The sequence below is a fragment of the Mesorhizobium sp. M0136 genome, assembly GCF_040322515.1.
In the GTDB taxonomy this organism is placed as follows: Bacteria; Pseudomonadota; Alphaproteobacteria; order Rhizobiales; family Rhizobiaceae; genus Mesorhizobium.
Window position 1 is genome coordinate 25,075 of the sequence record NZ_JAMYTP010000011.1, and the last position, 15,162, is coordinate 40,236.

General features: G+C 59.1%; 13 protein-coding genes. 8 read left to right on the top strand and 5 right to left on the bottom strand.

Annotation, left to right across the window (positions count from 1 at the left end; genetic code table 11):
• Positions 1-12: 12 nt before the first annotated feature.
• Entirely contained in the window at positions 13-984 is a 972-nt protein-coding gene (locus NKJ35_RS15190; protein WP_352648077.1) for a LysR family transcriptional regulator, read from the bottom strand.
• Between the two features lie 233 nt (positions 985-1,217).
• Here NKJ35_RS15190 and NKJ35_RS15195 point away from each other — a divergent pair, with 233 nt between their 5' ends.
• The 5 genes from NKJ35_RS15195 (at position 1,218) to NKJ35_RS15215 (ending at position 5,438) form a co-directional block, all read left to right on the top strand.
• Positions 1,218-1,436 (top strand): helix-turn-helix domain-containing protein, encoded by a 219-nt coding sequence (locus NKJ35_RS15195; RefSeq protein ID WP_352648079.1) that lies wholly within the window; start codon positions 1,218-1,220, stop codon positions 1,434-1,436.
• A gap of 350 nt (positions 1,437-1,786) precedes the next feature.
• A complete protein-coding gene (locus NKJ35_RS15200) occupies positions 1,787-2,446 on the top strand; it encodes an ABC transporter permease subunit (RefSeq protein ID WP_352648081.1) in 660 nt (219 codons plus the stop codon).
• Between the two features lie 10 nt (positions 2,447-2,456).
• Positions 2,457-3,206 carry an ABC transporter permease gene (locus NKJ35_RS15205; protein WP_352648083.1) on the top strand — a complete coding sequence of 250 codons (750 nt, stop codon included), beginning with the start codon at positions 2,457-2,459 and terminating at the stop codon, positions 3,204-3,206.
• A 68-nt stretch (positions 3,207-3,274) separates the two neighbouring features.
• Positions 3,275-4,105, top strand: a complete 831-nt coding sequence (locus tag NKJ35_RS15210) for a transporter substrate-binding domain-containing protein (RefSeq protein ID WP_352648331.1) — start codon at positions 3,275-3,277, stop codon at positions 4,103-4,105.
• 79 nt (positions 4,106-4,184) lie between these two features.
• Positions 4,185-5,438, top strand: coding sequence for a CapA family protein (locus tag NKJ35_RS15215; protein WP_352648085.1), 1,254 nt, complete (start codon positions 4,185-4,187; stop codon positions 5,436-5,438).
• Positions 5,439-5,453: 15 nt separating this feature from the next.
• Here the strand turns inward: NKJ35_RS15215 and NKJ35_RS15220 are convergent, their stop codons facing one another.
• Positions 5,454-5,957, bottom strand: coding sequence for a helix-turn-helix domain-containing protein (locus NKJ35_RS15220; RefSeq protein WP_352648087.1), 504 nt, complete (start codon positions 5,955-5,957; stop codon positions 5,454-5,456).
• Between the two features lie 392 nt (positions 5,958-6,349).
• Between NKJ35_RS15220 and NKJ35_RS15225 the strand changes: the two genes are divergently transcribed.
• Positions 6,350-9,664 carry an ATP-binding protein gene (locus NKJ35_RS15225; protein ID WP_352648089.1) on the top strand — a complete coding sequence of 1,105 codons (3,315 nt, stop codon included), beginning with the start codon at positions 6,350-6,352 and terminating at the stop codon, positions 9,662-9,664.
• A 447-nt stretch (positions 9,665-10,111) separates the two neighbouring features.
• Here the strand turns inward: NKJ35_RS15225 and NKJ35_RS15230 are convergent, their stop codons facing one another.
• Genes NKJ35_RS15230 through NKJ35_RS15240 form a run of 3 tightly spaced genes read right to left on the bottom strand, consistent with a single transcriptional unit; the run spans position 10,112 to position 13,543 of the window.
• Positions 10,112-11,512, bottom strand: a complete 1,401-nt coding sequence (locus NKJ35_RS15230) for a hypothetical protein (protein WP_352648091.1) — start codon at positions 11,510-11,512, stop codon at positions 10,112-10,114.
• Between the two features lies 1 nt (position 11,513).
• Positions 11,514-12,821, bottom strand: a complete 1,308-nt coding sequence (locus tag NKJ35_RS15235; RefSeq protein WP_352648092.1) for an MFS transporter — start codon at positions 12,819-12,821, stop codon at positions 11,514-11,516.
• The gene (locus NKJ35_RS15240) at positions 12,818-13,543 is read right to left on the bottom strand and encodes a helix-turn-helix domain-containing protein (protein WP_352648094.1); all 726 of its coding nucleotides are present in this window, start codon (positions 13,541-13,543) and stop codon (positions 12,818-12,820) included. Before NKJ35_RS15240 ends, NKJ35_RS15235 begins: the two co-directional genes overlap by 4 nt.
• A 439-nt stretch (positions 13,544-13,982) precedes the next feature.
• On the opposite strand from NKJ35_RS15240, the gene NKJ35_RS15245 reads away from it, so the two are divergent.
• Complete coding sequence (locus NKJ35_RS15245) at positions 13,983-14,453, top strand: hypothetical protein (protein WP_352648095.1); 471 nt, start codon at positions 13,983-13,985, stop codon at positions 14,451-14,453.
• Complete coding sequence (locus NKJ35_RS15250) at positions 14,396-14,977, top strand: hypothetical protein (RefSeq protein WP_352648097.1); 582 nt, start codon at positions 14,396-14,398, stop codon at positions 14,975-14,977. Before NKJ35_RS15245 ends, NKJ35_RS15250 begins: the two co-directional genes overlap by 58 nt.
• The last annotated feature ends 185 nt before the right edge of the window (positions 14,978-15,162 follow it).

Genomic DNA, 15,162 nt, shown 5'->3' on the forward strand with positions numbered 1-15,162 from the left:
GCAGGGGATCGCCTACACCAGCGGGGCCACTGTTTCCGGAACAGAGGCTGAAGTTGTTTTTGAACGCGACGCCGCTTCGGGAGACATCGCGGCAAAGACTGAGATGATCGCTTCAAGCGAAACATTCAAGGCGTTGGTGAAGGTCCTGCCCTTCTGCCAGATCGCAACGTAGTGATAGATGGCGGACGGCTCGACCGGTTTTACGCCCAGGCGAAACGCCGCATACTCGCGCGCGATGATCTCGTTGGTGATGGAGATACCAAGGCCCGCCGAAACATACCCCGCTTCGTGACCGTTGCAGTCGAATTCCACCAGTATGTCTGGTTCGACGCCGGCGAAGCGCAAGGCATTGAAGTTCATTTGATGGGCGGCGAATTGAGGATCGATATCGACGATTGTTTCGCCTGCGAGGTCCTGGGCCTCGATGCGCGCCTGCCTTGCGAAACGATGATCGGGATGAAAGATGCATACGTTGCGTGCCGAGCCCAGCGGCGCCCATTCAAACAGGCGCGGATCAAGGGGCAGCCTTGAGATCCCGAGATCCGCCCGCCCGGCAAGTATGTGCTCCCCGATCTGATCGTAGCTTCCCGAAATCGATCGGACATTGGACGCGGTCTGCGAGTGAATGATCGCCACAACTTTGGGCAGGGTCACGAAACCGAAGACGGAGGGCGCGGCAATGGCAATCCGCTGCTTTTCATCGTTCTTCATTGCGAAGATCGACGATTCCAGCCGATCCAGCGACGTTATGGCGATATCAACGTTCCGCAGCAGTTCCCAGGCTTCCTGCAATGGGACGATACGGTTCGAGGACCTTTTGAAGAGTGTGATGCCAAGTGTGGCCTCGAGCTGCTTCACATGCTGGCTGACCGCAGGCTGGCTTACCCCGAGGGCCATCGCGGCCCGTCTTGTCGAACCGGTCCGCAGCACTTCGCGGAAGACCTGCAACTGCCGGAGCTTCAGGCCGCCTTGCAGCAACTCCATCCTTTCCGAACCCCTCTTGAAAGCGGTTATGTCAGCCCCGAACGTGGATTGAATGGGCAGACGGGGCAGAGACCGCATTTATGCGGCCGGCCTAGGACATGAAATGACGCGCCCTTTCTGAGAAGATACCTTCTCGGACCTTGGTACCGAGGCGATGCACATCCTCCTCAGATCAGCCGTTTACATATTATAGTTGATAAACTCAAAGTATGTAAGCCGCGATCTTCCAGCGCATGGATATGCGCAAATTGGTCGGCCGGAACTTCGCCCGCCTGCGTCGAGAGAAGGGTCTGACCCAGGAAGAAGTTGAGGCGCGTTCCGGCTTCAGTCAGCAATATCTCAGCGGCCTAGAAAGAGGTCGGAGGAATCCGACTGTGATCACCCTTTATGAACTGGCTCAAGCCCTCGGCGTCGGCCACATCGAACTCGTCAAGCCTGATGATGATCTCTGATTGCCCCTTGCCGCGAGGGTCTCGTTCCCCTTCGGAATGGGCTTGGCGAAATCAGCCGATCATCCGAACTTTTCAGAGGCTAGAGCATCGAGATTCGCGCGGAGCGGGGCTCAATTCTGCCAACCTAGTTTTGCCGGAGCCCGACTGAGGGTATGTATAATCGTTCGTTATGGCAAAAATTTTTTAAATTATAGATTGAGCAAAAAGAGATAGCCGATAGGTTAGGTCAAATCCGAGAATTAATTGCGGCCAATCCCTAAGGCGATTTCGCAACCGCAGGCTATCCACCGAAAGTATTGCGCCGAAAAACGCGCCGTACATTGCGAAGTGCAAACCAATGGACGAATCCAATGGGCGGTTTTGCTTTTCAGTTTGCTGCTGCCTTCGTGGTAACCCTGAGCCTTGCACTTGTCAGCGGTCTCTTGGGAACAGCATTCGGGCTGCTGCTGGCCATCTCCAAAGGTGCGGCGGCCCCGCGGCTAAGCAGGGTTGTGACGGCCTACACGACTGTGGTCCGTGGTGTCCCGGAGCTTGTGATTATCCTGCTCATCTACTTTGGAGGCACCACCTTCGCCAGCATGGTGGCCGGCCGCTACGTGGAGGTGAATGCGTTCACCGCAGGGGTGATCGCGCTCTCGGTCGTGTTCAGTGGTTATGCGACCGAAGTGTTCCGGGGTGCGATTGCCGCCGTGCCGGCGGGGCAGACTGAAGCGGCGAAGTCGCTGGGGCTGAATGCTTGGCAGCGTTGGGCGTTCATCATCGGTCCGCAGATGCTGCGGCTGGCCCTGCCGGCTTATGGCAATCTCTGGATTTCGCTTTTCAAGGAGACCGCTCTGGTGTCCATTGTCGGCCTGACCGACATCATGCGCGTTGCCTTTGTCGGTGCCGGATCCCTGCGCGCACCGTTGACCTTCTATCTCGCAGCGTCAGCGCTCTATCTCACCCTCACAACAATGACGCTGGTGTCGATCCGGTTCGCGGAACGGCGCTACCCTGCTTTCGGTCGCTAGGGGAGCCGCCGTGAACCTCCGGTTGATGCTCGATTCAGTGGTGGTGCTCTCCTCAGGCGTGGGGCTCACCTTGACGCTGACCGCGCTGTCGCTGATGGCGGGATTTCTATTGTCGGTGCCGCTGGCGTTCATCCGCGCCTTCGCGCGTCCTAGCCTGTCGCTCGCGGTGCTGGGCTACACCTATGTCTTTCGCGGCACACCCATGCTCGTTCAACTCTTCCTGCTCTACTATGGCCTAAGCCAGATCGAGGCGGTACGGGCAAGCGTCTTTTGGGTGGTCCTGCGGGATCCTTTCTGGTGCGCCCTGTTTACATTCTCGCTGAACAGCGCGGCGCATACGACTGAGATCCTGTGTCGAGGTCTGCAGTCCGTGCCCAAGGGTCTTATCGAGGCCGCCGCGGCTCTCGGCCTGAAACGCCTGCAAACCGCCCGCCTTGTCACCTTTCCGATCGCGTTCAGGATCTCGCTGCCGGCTTACGGGAACGAAGTCGTAGGCATGATCAAGGGTTCGTCTCTAGCAAGCACCGTAACCCTTCTGGAGATCACCGGCATGGCGAGGCAGATGGTATCGGCCACCTTCGCCCCTTTCGAAATATTTATCGTCGCCGGTGCGATCTATCTGTCGCTTACGTCGGTTGCGGTGAAATTAACTCAGTTTCTGGAACGGCGGCTCTCGACCGACCGCCCTCCTGGCGCACGACGCAGGCTGCGACCAAAGCCAGCGCTATGCGAACCCGAGATCACGACACCCACGCCGTGACCGTGCAGCTTTCGCTGCATTCCCACCAACCAAAACGAAAGAGGTGCCTTATGCGCATACCCTTTGCCATGGCTGTTTTGCTCGCATCATTTATATCAGTCTTCCCCGTCCGGGCCGAGGGCGAGCGCGCGCTATCGATCGCCACCGAAGGCGCTTCGCCGCCATGGGACGGAACCGATGCCAATGGCGAGCTCTATGGCTACGACGTCGATGTCGGACGCGAGCTGTGTCGCCGCATCAACATCAAATGCAGCTTTGTTGCGCAGGACTGGGACGGCATAATTCCGGCCCTGGTCGTCGGCAAGTTCGACGTCATCATGTCGGGCATGGCGATCACTGAGAAGCGCAAGCAGTCGATCGCGTTCTCGGTTCCCTACGCCGGCGGCTTCAACCAGTTCGTCGTGCGCAAGGAACTGGGGCTCGACGCCGGCGACACCAAGCAGAGGGTCAACCTCTCGACAGTCGGGGAAAAGGAAAAAGCGGCCATCGAGCACGTTAGAACGACACTGAGCGGCAAGGCCATCGGGGTCCTGCGTTCGTCGAACTCGGAGGCGGTGCTAAAAGATCTCTTCGGCGATGTCGTGACCATCCGCAGCTATGACAGCCTGGACAATCTGAAGCTCGACCTCGCCGCCGGACGGGTCGACGGCGGGCTTGCCGACTTTTTCACATGGCGGGATTTCCTGGAGACGCCGGCTGGGTCGATCGCGGTGTTCTTCGGCCCGGAACTGAAAGGCGGCCTATGGGGCCCTGGCGTCGGCGCCGGCATGCGCAAAGACGATACCGAATTGCTCGCCAAGTTCAACGCGGCCATAGACGCGGCCACCAAGGATGGGACGCTCACGGCGCTGAGTATCAAATGGTTCAAGACCGACATCGCACCAGCCGTTGCGAAATAGGGGCGCCAACCGGCTTCGAGATCGTGTGGCGCTGGCCGCGTGCCGGCGCTCTACATACCAAATCAAAAAGGCGAGCTCCATGAAAGACCATTTTTGCGCGGTTGTAACCGGCCAATCCCTGATCACGCACGACATCCGCAATATCCAGGACGAACGGTTCGCCGAAATCGTGCGCTTCCTGGGGCAGGGCGACCTCGTATTCACCAACTTCGAGTCGACGATCCTCGGCAAGCACGGCGGTTGGCCGACCAAGGGCAAGTACTTCGGCTATTCCAAAGTCGAAGTGTTGGATGCGTTGCAGGCAATCGGCTTCAACGCGCTTGCCCTGGCAAACAACCACGCTTTCGACCTCGGCCCGAGCGGCGTGCTCAATACACTGGAAGAGGTGGAAGCGCGTTGTTTCCTCCACGCCGGGATTGGGGCGGACGAGGCGCACGCAGCCAAACCGGGTCGCCGCCGGCTTGGGGCGCGCGACGTCACGCTTCTTGCCATCGATGCAGGCCCAGGGCCGGCCAACATGTATGCAGAGAATGCTACCGCTTTTCGTCCGGCGCGTGCTGGCGTCAACCGGCTGAAGACCGTCCGAAAGTTCGGAGTGCCGGACGGACATTTCCGCAGGCTGGCGAGACTTGGAGAGCATCTGCAAAGTTCCCCCTTCGAGCTCGCTAACTATGCGCAGCCGGAAGATCCGCCGGAGGTCGCGAGCGGCAAAGAGATCAATTTCTACGGCACGGTGTTTGCGAAAGCTGCCAGCTTCGGTCGCATCGTCGAAGTCGACTCTCAGAGCGCGACGATCCATTTGTCCGCTATCAGGCAGGCAGCGGTGCAAGGCGATTTCGTCGTCGCCTATCTGCATCATCACCATTGGGAGCCAGGTTGGCAGGACGTGCCGCGTTGGGTGCGGACCTTCGCCCGGTCCTGCATCGACGCCGGCGCGGAGCTCTTCGTCAGCCACGGTGCCCCCGTGCTTCAGTCGCTGGAAATCTACAACGGCGCGCCGATCTTCTACGGCCTCGGCAACTTCCTTTTCCACGTGCATGTCGACGAGAACGAATGGGACCCGCCGGAAGTCTGGCAAAGCATCGTCGCCGCATGCCGCTATGACGTGAGCGGAGGCCTTCAAGGTGTAGAGCTTCTCCCTGTGGTCATTGGCGCGGACGCTCAGTCTATCGGATCGCCAACGGGCAGACTGGTTCCCACGGCCGCAACCGGGAACGCAGCGCGAGATATTCTTGATGGATTTGCAACCCGTTCGCGGGTTTTCGGTACCGATATCGCCGTATCAGGGCGCGCCGGCCGCATCATAATGCCCGCTGCACGAAAGTACGGCTGACAAGTCCGATGGCTGTCAGGCCGTCTTGCGCTGGGCCGGCGCGTACTCGTCGGCCGTTTCGCTGTTCGCGTCGGCCGGTGCGAGTTCTTCGCCGAAAGCTGCGATCAGGGCTGAGACCCGGCCACGCACCCGGGGAGGAAGTTTCATCAGCCCTTCGATGAGGCGTCGGCCCTCCGCACTCGCGATGAAGTCTAGGCGTTCATCAACGGGCAAAGGTCGCGCCTCCATGGCCGTCTGGTCGTTCCCCGGCAGGCCCTCAAAGAAGCGGCTGATCGGGACGTCCAACGACTTGGCGATCTCGTAGAGCATGGATGCGCTAACGCGGTTCTTTGCGTTCTCGTATTTCTGGAGCTGTTGAAAGCTAATCCCTATGGATCGGGCAAGCTGAGCCTGAGAAACGTCTGATTGAACGCGAACAGTTGCGATCTGTCTGCCCACATGCCGATCGGCGGGATGAGGGCTACCCTCGCTATCAGGCGTTGCGCGGGTCTCGACGCGGTCGGAGCGTTTCGTTTTCAACAATGCTCTCGATGCTCCACTGGGTTATCCTCGAACAGGGAGTCCGTCGGCTGCGGCATCTTGTGTCGGCGCTATCTGAAATTAGCGTCCATCTAATACACCATATAATGTGTAATGCAGGCGCATAGATGGCCAAGCATGTAGTCAATTAGGCATGGCATGATGCGCCGCTCGCAACTGAAGGACCTTAAAGGGCCTGAAGCGGACTTGCGGCTTGGAGGCTTGGAATGTGAGGGGCTCCCATGCATCGACGCGATCTGACCCGATGCGGACGCTTGATCACTAGGAGCGTATCGTCCGCGCCGCGGTAACCATGTCGGACTACAGCATTTCCCTGGCATCTGAGTTAATATTGCGGCTGAGGGATCCGAATTCAGGCTTGGGAGAGCTGTGTGGACGTTGCCACTTGGTTGCGAGGCCTCGGCCTCCAGCAATACGAGCAGGCATTTCGCGACAACGCGATCGACGCGGAAGTCCTGCCGGAGCTGACCGATGCCGACCTCGAGAAGCTCGGTATGCTCCTCGGTCATCGCAAGCGATTCCGCAAGGCGGCAGTCGGGCTGGGGCCGTCGTCAAGCCATCCCGACGCGAGCACCGATGACATCGCGGCTCAAAGCCGCGCCCGGGAGCTAAGCGCGGAGCGTCGACAGCTGACAGTCATGTTCGTCGACCTCGTGGGATCGACCGCGCTGTCGTCGACGCTCGATCCGGAGGACTTGGGCTCGGTATTAGCCGCATATCAATCGTTGGTCGCTGCAGAGGTCGCCCGTTATGATGGCCACGTCGCCAAATTCATGGGCGACGGCGTGCTGTGCTATTTCGGCTGGCCACACGCCCACGAGGAGGACGCCGAGCGGGCGGTCCGCTCTGGACGTTCCATAGTGAAAGCTGTCGCCAGTTTGCGCACTCCTGCTCAAGTGCCACTGGCAGCTAGAGTGGGAATTGCCACGGGATTATGTGTCGTCGGAGACGTCATCGGGACTGGGTCCGCACACGAAGAAGTCGTCGTTGGCGAAACACCCAATCTCGCCGCCCGGCTGCAAGCCCTGGCCCAACCGGGATATGTGGTGGTCGCCGAGAGCACGACAAAGTTGCTCGGCGGAATATTCGCGGTTGAGAGCCTGGGTCCTATCGAGCTGAAGGGATTTTCGACACCCGTCTCGCCATTTCTGGTTGTCGGGGAACATGCCGTCGAGACACGCTATGACGCGCGCGTCACGAGCGCTCCTCAAATCATGTTCGGAAGAGACCTCGAACTCGGACTTGCTCTCGAACGTTGGGGGCAAGCGAAGAGGGGCGAAGGCCAGCTCGTGCTTCTCAGCGGCGAGGCGGGTATCGGCAAATCTCGCATCACCCGCGCCTTGATCGACGCGGTCTCTCAAGAGAAACATGTGCGGGTGAGCTATCAGTGCTCGCCGTATTATTCTGGCTCGCCGCTCTATCCAGCTGTTCAGCAGCTCCGCCGCACTATCGGTATTGGAGAAGCCGACGAGGATGGCGAGAAGCTCAGAAAGCTCCAGCGCACCAAAGGTCTAGCGAATCCGTTGCTGCCCATCTTTGCCTCCCTGATCGATGTTAAATGCTACGAGAGCGATGCTCTGGCGCGCCTAAATCCGCAGCAGCTGCGAGCGCGCACGCTTGACGGATTAGTGGATGACATCCTCGACGCTGCAGCAATTCTGCCATTGTTGTTCGTGATCGAAGACATCCACTGGATTGACGCGACAACCCTCGAATTGTTGGATCAATGTGTCGAACGGATTCAGCACGCTCGGGTCATGATGATGGTGACGACGAGACCGACCTTCGAACACGGTTTTGGCGGACATCCCATAGTGACGAAGTTGGCGCTTAATCGCCTGGGCCGTGAACAGACCACCGCTTTCATCGAGAAGCTCGCCGGCGATATTAGACTACCGCCCACCATTGTGGACAAGATCATCGCCACGACGGATGGTGTGCCGCTGTTCATTGAAGAGCTGACAAAGGGTGTTCTCGAAGCCCGCCACTTCGATCGCGCAGCCGCCTTCGTCGAAGATCATGCCAGGTCGGCAAATCTCGACATTCCGCTAACGTTACACGATTCGCTGATGGCCCGCCTCGACCGATTGCAGCCGGTCAAGGAAGTTGCGCAAATGGCCGCATGCATCGGGCGCGAGTTCCGCCACGACCTCCTTGGATCGGTCACGCGGCTCAGCGGTGCCCAGTTGGAAGAGGCACTCGATAAGCTCGTGGATGCCGAGCTCGTTTTCCGCCGCGGAAGGGGCTCGGACGCACGATACACGTTCAAGCACGCTCTCGTTCGGGATGCTGCCTATCACAGTATGTTGAAATCGGTGCGCCAGGACATACACAGCCGGCTGGCCGACAAACTCGGCTCGGAGTCGACGGCCGAACCGGAGCTGGTTGCACATCACCTCGTAGCGGCAAAGCGGTATCATGAGGCAGCTGAATGCTTCCTCCAAGCTGGGCGCGCTGCCGCGGCGCGATTTGCCAATCCAGAGGCCGTCGCGCATTTCACCGGCGCGCTGGATGCCCTGGAAGCAGTCACTAGCTCGGGCAATACAAATGAGCTTGAACTCAGAATCCGGATTGAAATGGGCGTCCCGCTGAACGCGTCAGCTGGATATGCGTCAGAGAAGGTTGAAGCGAACTTTCTCCGTGCCGAAGAGCTTTGTATTTCCACGGGCCTCACCTCCAACCTCTTTTTTGTCCGACGTTCGCTTTGGAACTTCTATCTTGACCGGCCTGACCTGCACCGGAGCCGAGACCTGGCCAAGCAACTCCTTGCCGAAACCTCGCGCGGAGAAAACGTTGAGGAAACGACTTTGGCCCATCGGGCGCTCGCCACGTCCTATTTCTATCTCGGTGCCATTGGGGATGCTGCACGGGAAGCCGAGGCCGGAATCAATGCCTGGGCGACCTCCGATAGGGATTTCGATGTCGCAAGATATGGAGAGGACGGCCCCTCGATCTGTCGCAGCTATCTAGGCATCGCGCAGGTGCTCGCAGGGCGGGTCGACACCGGCCTCGCCAATTGTGCGTCAAGCGTTGAAACCGCGGAGCGGCTCGATCATCCGCTCAATCTGGCATTTATCCTCATGAATCTCGCCCTTGCCCGACGTTTCCGCAATGAGCCGGCCGAGTGCCGTGAGATCGCTGAACGTATGCTCATTTTAGCTGACGACCGCAGACTGGCATCCTGGTCCGGCGGTGCTCGCACTCTGCTCGGCTGGGCCATCGGAAGCGACCTGCCTGACGAAGGGCTCAGAATGCTGCGAGACGGCATGAATCGATGGCGCTCGACTGGCTCCGAGCTGCACTTGCCACACTTCTATTCGTCGATTGCGGACATTTACCTCAGGCATCGACGGATCGATGAGGGCCTCGCGGCGATCGAGAATGCTATCGAGGCGATGGACAAGACTGACGAGAAATGGGCGCAGGCTGAAATAGAACGTATTCAGGGTTGCTTGGTAGCCAAGGCGGATGTGACCCAAGGGATGGAAGTCCTAACCAGAGCCTATGATACTGCGATAAGTCAGGGCGCGCGTTGGTTGGCGGTTCGTGCTGCAACCGAGTTGGTCAAGCTCTCAAGAAGGTCGGGCCATGAGCTCCGAGCTGACTATCGGAATCAGCTTCGGATTAGCGAGATCGCTGAAGGCCTAGAAACCTCGGTCATCCGCGAAGCTGCTGCCCTTTTCTAGATCACCGCATCGGTGTTGTAGGCTGACTAGCAGGCAGTGGAGTCGGATCGGGGCTGAGCCTCAGCTGCCAAGCGCCAGGGTGATTAGATTATCCTGAGGTCTGCTCGCAAGGATCCGTTTGTGGGCAGAGCACGACGGGCTCTGATGACCGCTCTTGGCGCAACTACGCCCTCAAGCGCGGTCGCCGGCAATGTCCGCTGTAAGGCGGTGGCACAACTAACTTTAACGGCCGATGCATCAGGCGCATTGCCGCCTGGCAGCATTTGGCCGGGAAGCGGACATGCGGCTTCGAGGCTCGGAGGGTCAGCAGCGGATCTTCAAGCGCCTTTGCGTGGTTCGACCTGATCAAAAATTGACGCTTCGGTCGAAGCTTCCAGCTTAGTCAAGGGTTCGATTCGCTTCGTGGGCCAACTACACTGCGGTACACAGCGATCGTCACATGCACATTCAAGCAAAGGCCCATTCCGCATCGGTAGGCGCCACCAGCCCTTGCCGTAGCCGCCTGTGAAGTTCCTGCCACGACGGGTCCGTCACGAAGCTGGTCATGCTTCCACATGCCTTGGCAAAGGGAGTATCGCCGAAGCGGTCGAGGAGGCCGCTTGTCACGCCGGTTTCGCCATCCAGGAACTGCTTGAAGGGGTCATCATAGCACTCGATGACTCGATGTCCCCAGGCTCCCGGTACGTCGTCGGCTGCCAGAGCCCGCCGAAGATCCTCATCCACGCCTGCGTCCTCAAGCGCCATGCAGATGACGTAGCGCATCAAGGGGTAGTAGAGCGGCTGATAACTGCCTCCCAGGGCTCGCACGCCAGGCAGGATCGACAGAACGAGAAACATCAGCAGAAGATTGGGGATGAGGCTGCGGTCTGCCAGCCGTTCGATAATGTCGGGTACCGTGAAGCGGGCCACCTTCATTCCGGTCGCGGGCTGGACGAGGTCTCCGCCAACCAACCGCAGCGGCAGGCGTTTGCCGTTTTCGTAGAACCAGAAAAAATCGGTACCGCGTGCTAGCCAGCCGCTCCATGGACCGGCGGCCAGCCCATCGAGACCAGCAAGGATGTTGGATGCGATCTTGGGGTGTTCCAGCAGCCTTGTCCGTAGCCAGGAGCCTGCGTCTGAAAGATGGTCCGCCACCAAATCGGCAACATCCTCGTCGTCGATCTGCAGGAAGGCAAAGCTGCTTCCAAACAGTTTCGGCCAGAGCATCAGGTTGGCTGCCTTGATGGCATGCGCCGGCCGCTCGAACGGCGTCCGTGGCAGAAGGCCGCGAAGCTGAGTGAGGGCGTCTCCCTCGGCGTTCGGCTCCGTCGGCACCAGCTCAAACCGGTAGGATCCCGGCCCGGTCAGAAGGCTGTAGCCAATCATCCGGCTCCGGCTGAGACCGAAGACGTTCGTCGGCACTCCGTCAACATTGAACCAGCCTGGCCCTTTGCGCGGCCTCTCAACGAGGCTTACCGTTGAGACGGCATAGGAAACATAGGTCGAGCAAGCCTGCGCCGAGAGGCCCAGCAGGCTGAAGACATGTGTGTAATAGGCTTCCGGCTCCAGGAGCAGAAACAAATGTGGACCGGTCTGCAACACGCGGCGTTTTTCGAACTCCCCGCAGATTTGTGCGACGGCTTCGATTGACAGTCCGTTCCGCTCTCCAGCGTTCCTGATCGTGCCCAGCAGTTTGGCAAGCGAGCGGCTGCGAACTTCCGGTTCAGACTTCAGAGCTGGCGCCTTGAACACGCGAGACGCATAGTCCCGGACCGGGCGGGAATAATGGGATCGCATCCACGGATAGAGCGCGGCGAACGCACCGAGCACGGCCTGCTTGGCGTCTGCGTCTGCTGCTAGCTCGTCCACCTCACGATTCACCCTTTCGCTGCGCGATGCCGAGGCTCAATGCGGGAATGCTGATAAGGAGCGCCACTCCGAAACTGAAGAGGATCGTCGAAGGAGAGACATTGCCGCCCAAACCGGTAATGATGCTGAACATAAGCAAGCCAAGCGCGACGGCGAGACTGTGCATGGCGCCTTTTGCCCTGCCCAACACATTATTGGGGACAGACGACTGCAATGTGACTTCAATGCTCACACGGCCCAGATTGTAGAGACACCCGAGCATGGTGAAGCAAATAAGTGTCCACGGCGCGCGCAGTGCTATCAACGACATCAGCGCGAGCGCGGTTGAGCCCAAAAGCATGAGATGAAGTATAGGAGCACTTATCCCTCGTGTCAGCCTGATGAGAAGAACTGCGCCGATCAGGGAACCTGCTGACCATGCCGTCTCTAGGTGACCAAAATCCGCCGCAGTCCCCCTCTGCTCTTCGAACACGAAGCTCGATGCCATTGCCGTGACGAGCACTGCGCCTCCATAGAGAAGCGCGTAGGCGGCAAAGAGACGACACAGGTCGTTATCGACGTTTGGCGCCAGACCTCTGGTCGCCGTGGCGCGCTGCAGCGCCGAGCTTGGCGGCACGGTGGAGAGCGAGCCCGCCGAAACCAGGAAGAACAAGGCAAGTACGGCGAAAGCCGGGGCAGGGGGATGCCCGTCCAGCAAGGGTCCGGCAAGCAATGCGGCTCCGAGACTGCCGAACTGCATGATGAAAAAGACGGCGGAATTTGTGTTCACAAGATCGGTGCCACGCGCCAGGAGCGGGATCATGGCCTGCGAAGCAGTCAGCGCGATCCGGTCGCAAAATGCAAAGGCGACGGCCGACAGGCAAAGGGTTACAAACACGTCCAGGTAGGAAAGCGCGCAAGCTGTGCCGAGCACGATGGCAAAGCGGCCAAGGTCCGCCGCAATGTTCAGCTGTCGTCGGTCGAAGCGATCCGAAGCCAGGCCCGCCAGAGGGCTCGTGACGAATTCCGCGACACTGACGATCGCCAGAAGTATCGCAACGCCTGCGCTGCCCCGGCCGGCTTCGACGAGTGCCCAGGCGGAAGCGATGTAATAGCCGTTGCGTCCGGCAGCAGCAGAGAAGGTACTGGCCAGAAACCCAAGCATCACCCGTGTCTGGGTGCCCGGTCTTTTATCGCTGGCAATTCGAATTGCATCTGACACGGGCGGTCCATCCAATGGCCGCTCGTCTAACCTGTTCGGGGAATCCCGCTTAACAATCATGCTCGGCTTTTCAGATAGTTGCTCAAAAGAGCGGAGGTGTTGATTCAAATCCTGCACCGGCGTCGAAAATCGATCGGACTGAGGCCGAAGGCCCGCTTGAAAGCGATCGTGAAATGGCTTGAGCTGCCGAACCCGCATTCCAGCGCGATCTCTGTCGCGGACATGTTGGTCGATCGCAGCATCTCGGCTGAGCGGTCCAGACGACGCTGTGCTATGAACGCATGGGGCGTCATGCCCGTCGACTGCTTGAAGGCCCTGCTGAAATGGAACCGGCTCACCCCGACCTCTTTTGCCAGGGCAGCCAGAGACGGTATTTCGTCCGGCGAGGATTCGATCATCGCGATGGCACGTCTGAGATCGAAGGACGACAAGCCGCCTTTTGCCGGCTCATGATGGCTGCCGTTCAGCCTGACCATTTGAACGAGCAGTTGCATGGCCTGGCTCTCAACCATTGTCACGCTGATCCGGTCGGGCTGCTTAAGCTCGATGACGATCCGCTGCAAGGCCATCTCGACGGTGGTGTCGCGAAATCCGATCGAAGGGGGCAGATCGCCAGAACGATGGCACGCCGTGCCCCCCAACGCTTCGTCAGCGAACCCCTTCTCAATGGATACCAGCAAGTAGGCGGCTGTCGGATCTCCCTCGTCCCACCCCGTCCAATCACTGCCTGCGGGCATATGGATTAGTGAACCGGCGCGTCGCGGCGAAAAGGAGATACGACGCCCGTCGACGAAGTCTTCTCCGCGGCTCGCCACGCCCTTCAGGTTCATCAGAAACATATGACCCGGGAAGGAGATGCCCGTTTCCTGGCGCCCTAGACCAGTCCTTTTAATCAAGTCCGCCCGCACGTTTCCCCAACTCTCATGTTGGTGTGCAAACGTTTGATGCTGTGAGCGGCGTAACTTTTTTGGGTCGAGGCAAAGAGTATCCACGCAGAGAGCAACCTTCGTACCAAAAGCAGCCCGCCCCTCTCGTGTTGTGCATAACCATGGGTTGCTGGACAAATCACAACTAACTCAGGATTGGTCGAAGATGTCACTTTAGTAAAAAAACGGCAATCGCATGAAAGCCGCCCGTATTTTCCCAGCCTACCAGTGCCTCGCCAAGATTCGAACAAGCTTGAAACATTAGGCCTCTCTTAAATTGGTGGCGTTTCCGCATCGAGCTCTTGGCATCTCACCAAAGCAATGGTGCGGGAGGCATATTCCAATGCGTGGTCTCGACGATTTCCTGGCCGAATGCGATCAAGGTCCGCGGATCAATGAGCTTGCTGGCTTTTTTGCTTCAACGGCCGCGGGCAAAAGCGGGATGCCCGTCCGCAAGCCGGTGGCCGACGCCCGGCTTCTCCCTGGCGATGAACTCCTGCGCGATCTGGTAGATTTGCACGCCAATCGGCAAGGCTTCTTTGACCAGCACTATCACGGCAGCATTCCTTACAGATTGGAAGAGGAGTGCCGGATGGCCTACGCGGTGCTGAAATATGCCCGGTCCCGTGGCGCGCCGCTGTCGCTATACAGCCTTGGAACGGCGGAAGGAACGATGGCCAGGACGCTGTCCGAATTCTCCGGCGGGCAGATTGTCTCGCTGTCGTGCAGCCGAATCCCGAGAACTACAAATCCTTCATGGCCTATGGTGAACCGCCCCATGCCGAGTTCTTCATCGGGCCGTTCCACCGGTTGACCAAGGACGTTCTCGGATCCGACCAGCGGCTGGCAAAGTTCACGCAAGGCTTCGACCTTATCCTGGAGGACACGACCTTTCAGATGTACTCGCCCAACAGACTGAAGCAGGTCGAGTTCGTGACCCAGCACCTCAAGAAGGGTGGCATCTTCGTGTTCGTCGAGAAGTTCCGGGGCGTCGATGAAGGCGACTACCAACGTCGCGAGTACCAGAAGGACTACGGTTTCAAAGCGCGGTACTTCCCCCAGGAGGAGATTGACAGAAAGAAGACCGCCGTATTGGGGACTATGTTCAACAATGAGGCCACTTTGGAGGAGATGGCTCGCGCCGTACGCGCGCAGTTCAAGCATTGCGTCATGACGTGGAACAGCGGCAATTTCTGCAGTCTCGCGGCGAGCAACAGCAAGGAAAATCTCGATCTGTACGTGTCACAGATGCCAGGCCCCGCCATTCCGCACGAATATGTCTATGAGGCCGGCATATTCCCGGCTTCGACGATCGTGATGAAAGAGGTCCCGCTCTGACGACGCAATGCGATGCCCATTGCCGCAAGGCTTCGATGCAATCACCGGTGCCTGTCGCTTCGCCCTGCGCTCGAGTTGCTGCGCTGCCGGACGAGGCTGTTGATCTGCAGAGCGCGACCTGTTGCGGTGAACAGATCCGATCGCATCGTAGTGAGGCAGGCCTCATCCGCGAAAATATCCACGAA

What these genes read in the sequence shown, in the direction of transcription:
- NKJ35_RS15215 (WP_352648085.1), top strand. Translation starts at nt 4,185, where the DNA reads ATGAAAGACCATTTTTGCGCGGTTGTAACCGGCCAATCCCTGATCACG.
- NKJ35_RS15190 (WP_352648077.1), bottom strand. Translation starts at nt 984, where the DNA reads ATGGAGTTGCTGCAAGGCGGCCTGAAGCTCCGGCAGTTGCAGGTCTTC.
- NKJ35_RS15210 (WP_352648331.1), top strand. Translation starts at nt 3,275, where the DNA reads ATGGCTGTTTTGCTCGCATCATTTATATCAGTCTTCCCCGTCCGGGCC.
- NKJ35_RS15240 (WP_352648094.1), bottom strand. Translation starts at nt 13,543, where the DNA reads ATGAACCTGAAGGGCGTGGCGAGCCGCGGAGAAGACTTCGTCGACGGG.
- NKJ35_RS15250 (WP_352648097.1), top strand. Translation starts at nt 14,396, where the DNA reads ATGGCCTATGGTGAACCGCCCCATGCCGAGTTCTTCATCGGGCCGTTC.
- NKJ35_RS15200 (WP_352648081.1), top strand. Translation starts at nt 1,787, where the DNA reads ATGGGCGGTTTTGCTTTTCAGTTTGCTGCTGCCTTCGTGGTAACCCTG.
- NKJ35_RS15245 (WP_352648095.1), top strand. Translation starts at nt 13,983, where the DNA reads ATGCGTGGTCTCGACGATTTCCTGGCCGAATGCGATCAAGGTCCGCGG.
- NKJ35_RS15195 (WP_352648079.1), top strand. Translation starts at nt 1,218, where the DNA reads ATGGATATGCGCAAATTGGTCGGCCGGAACTTCGCCCGCCTGCGTCGA.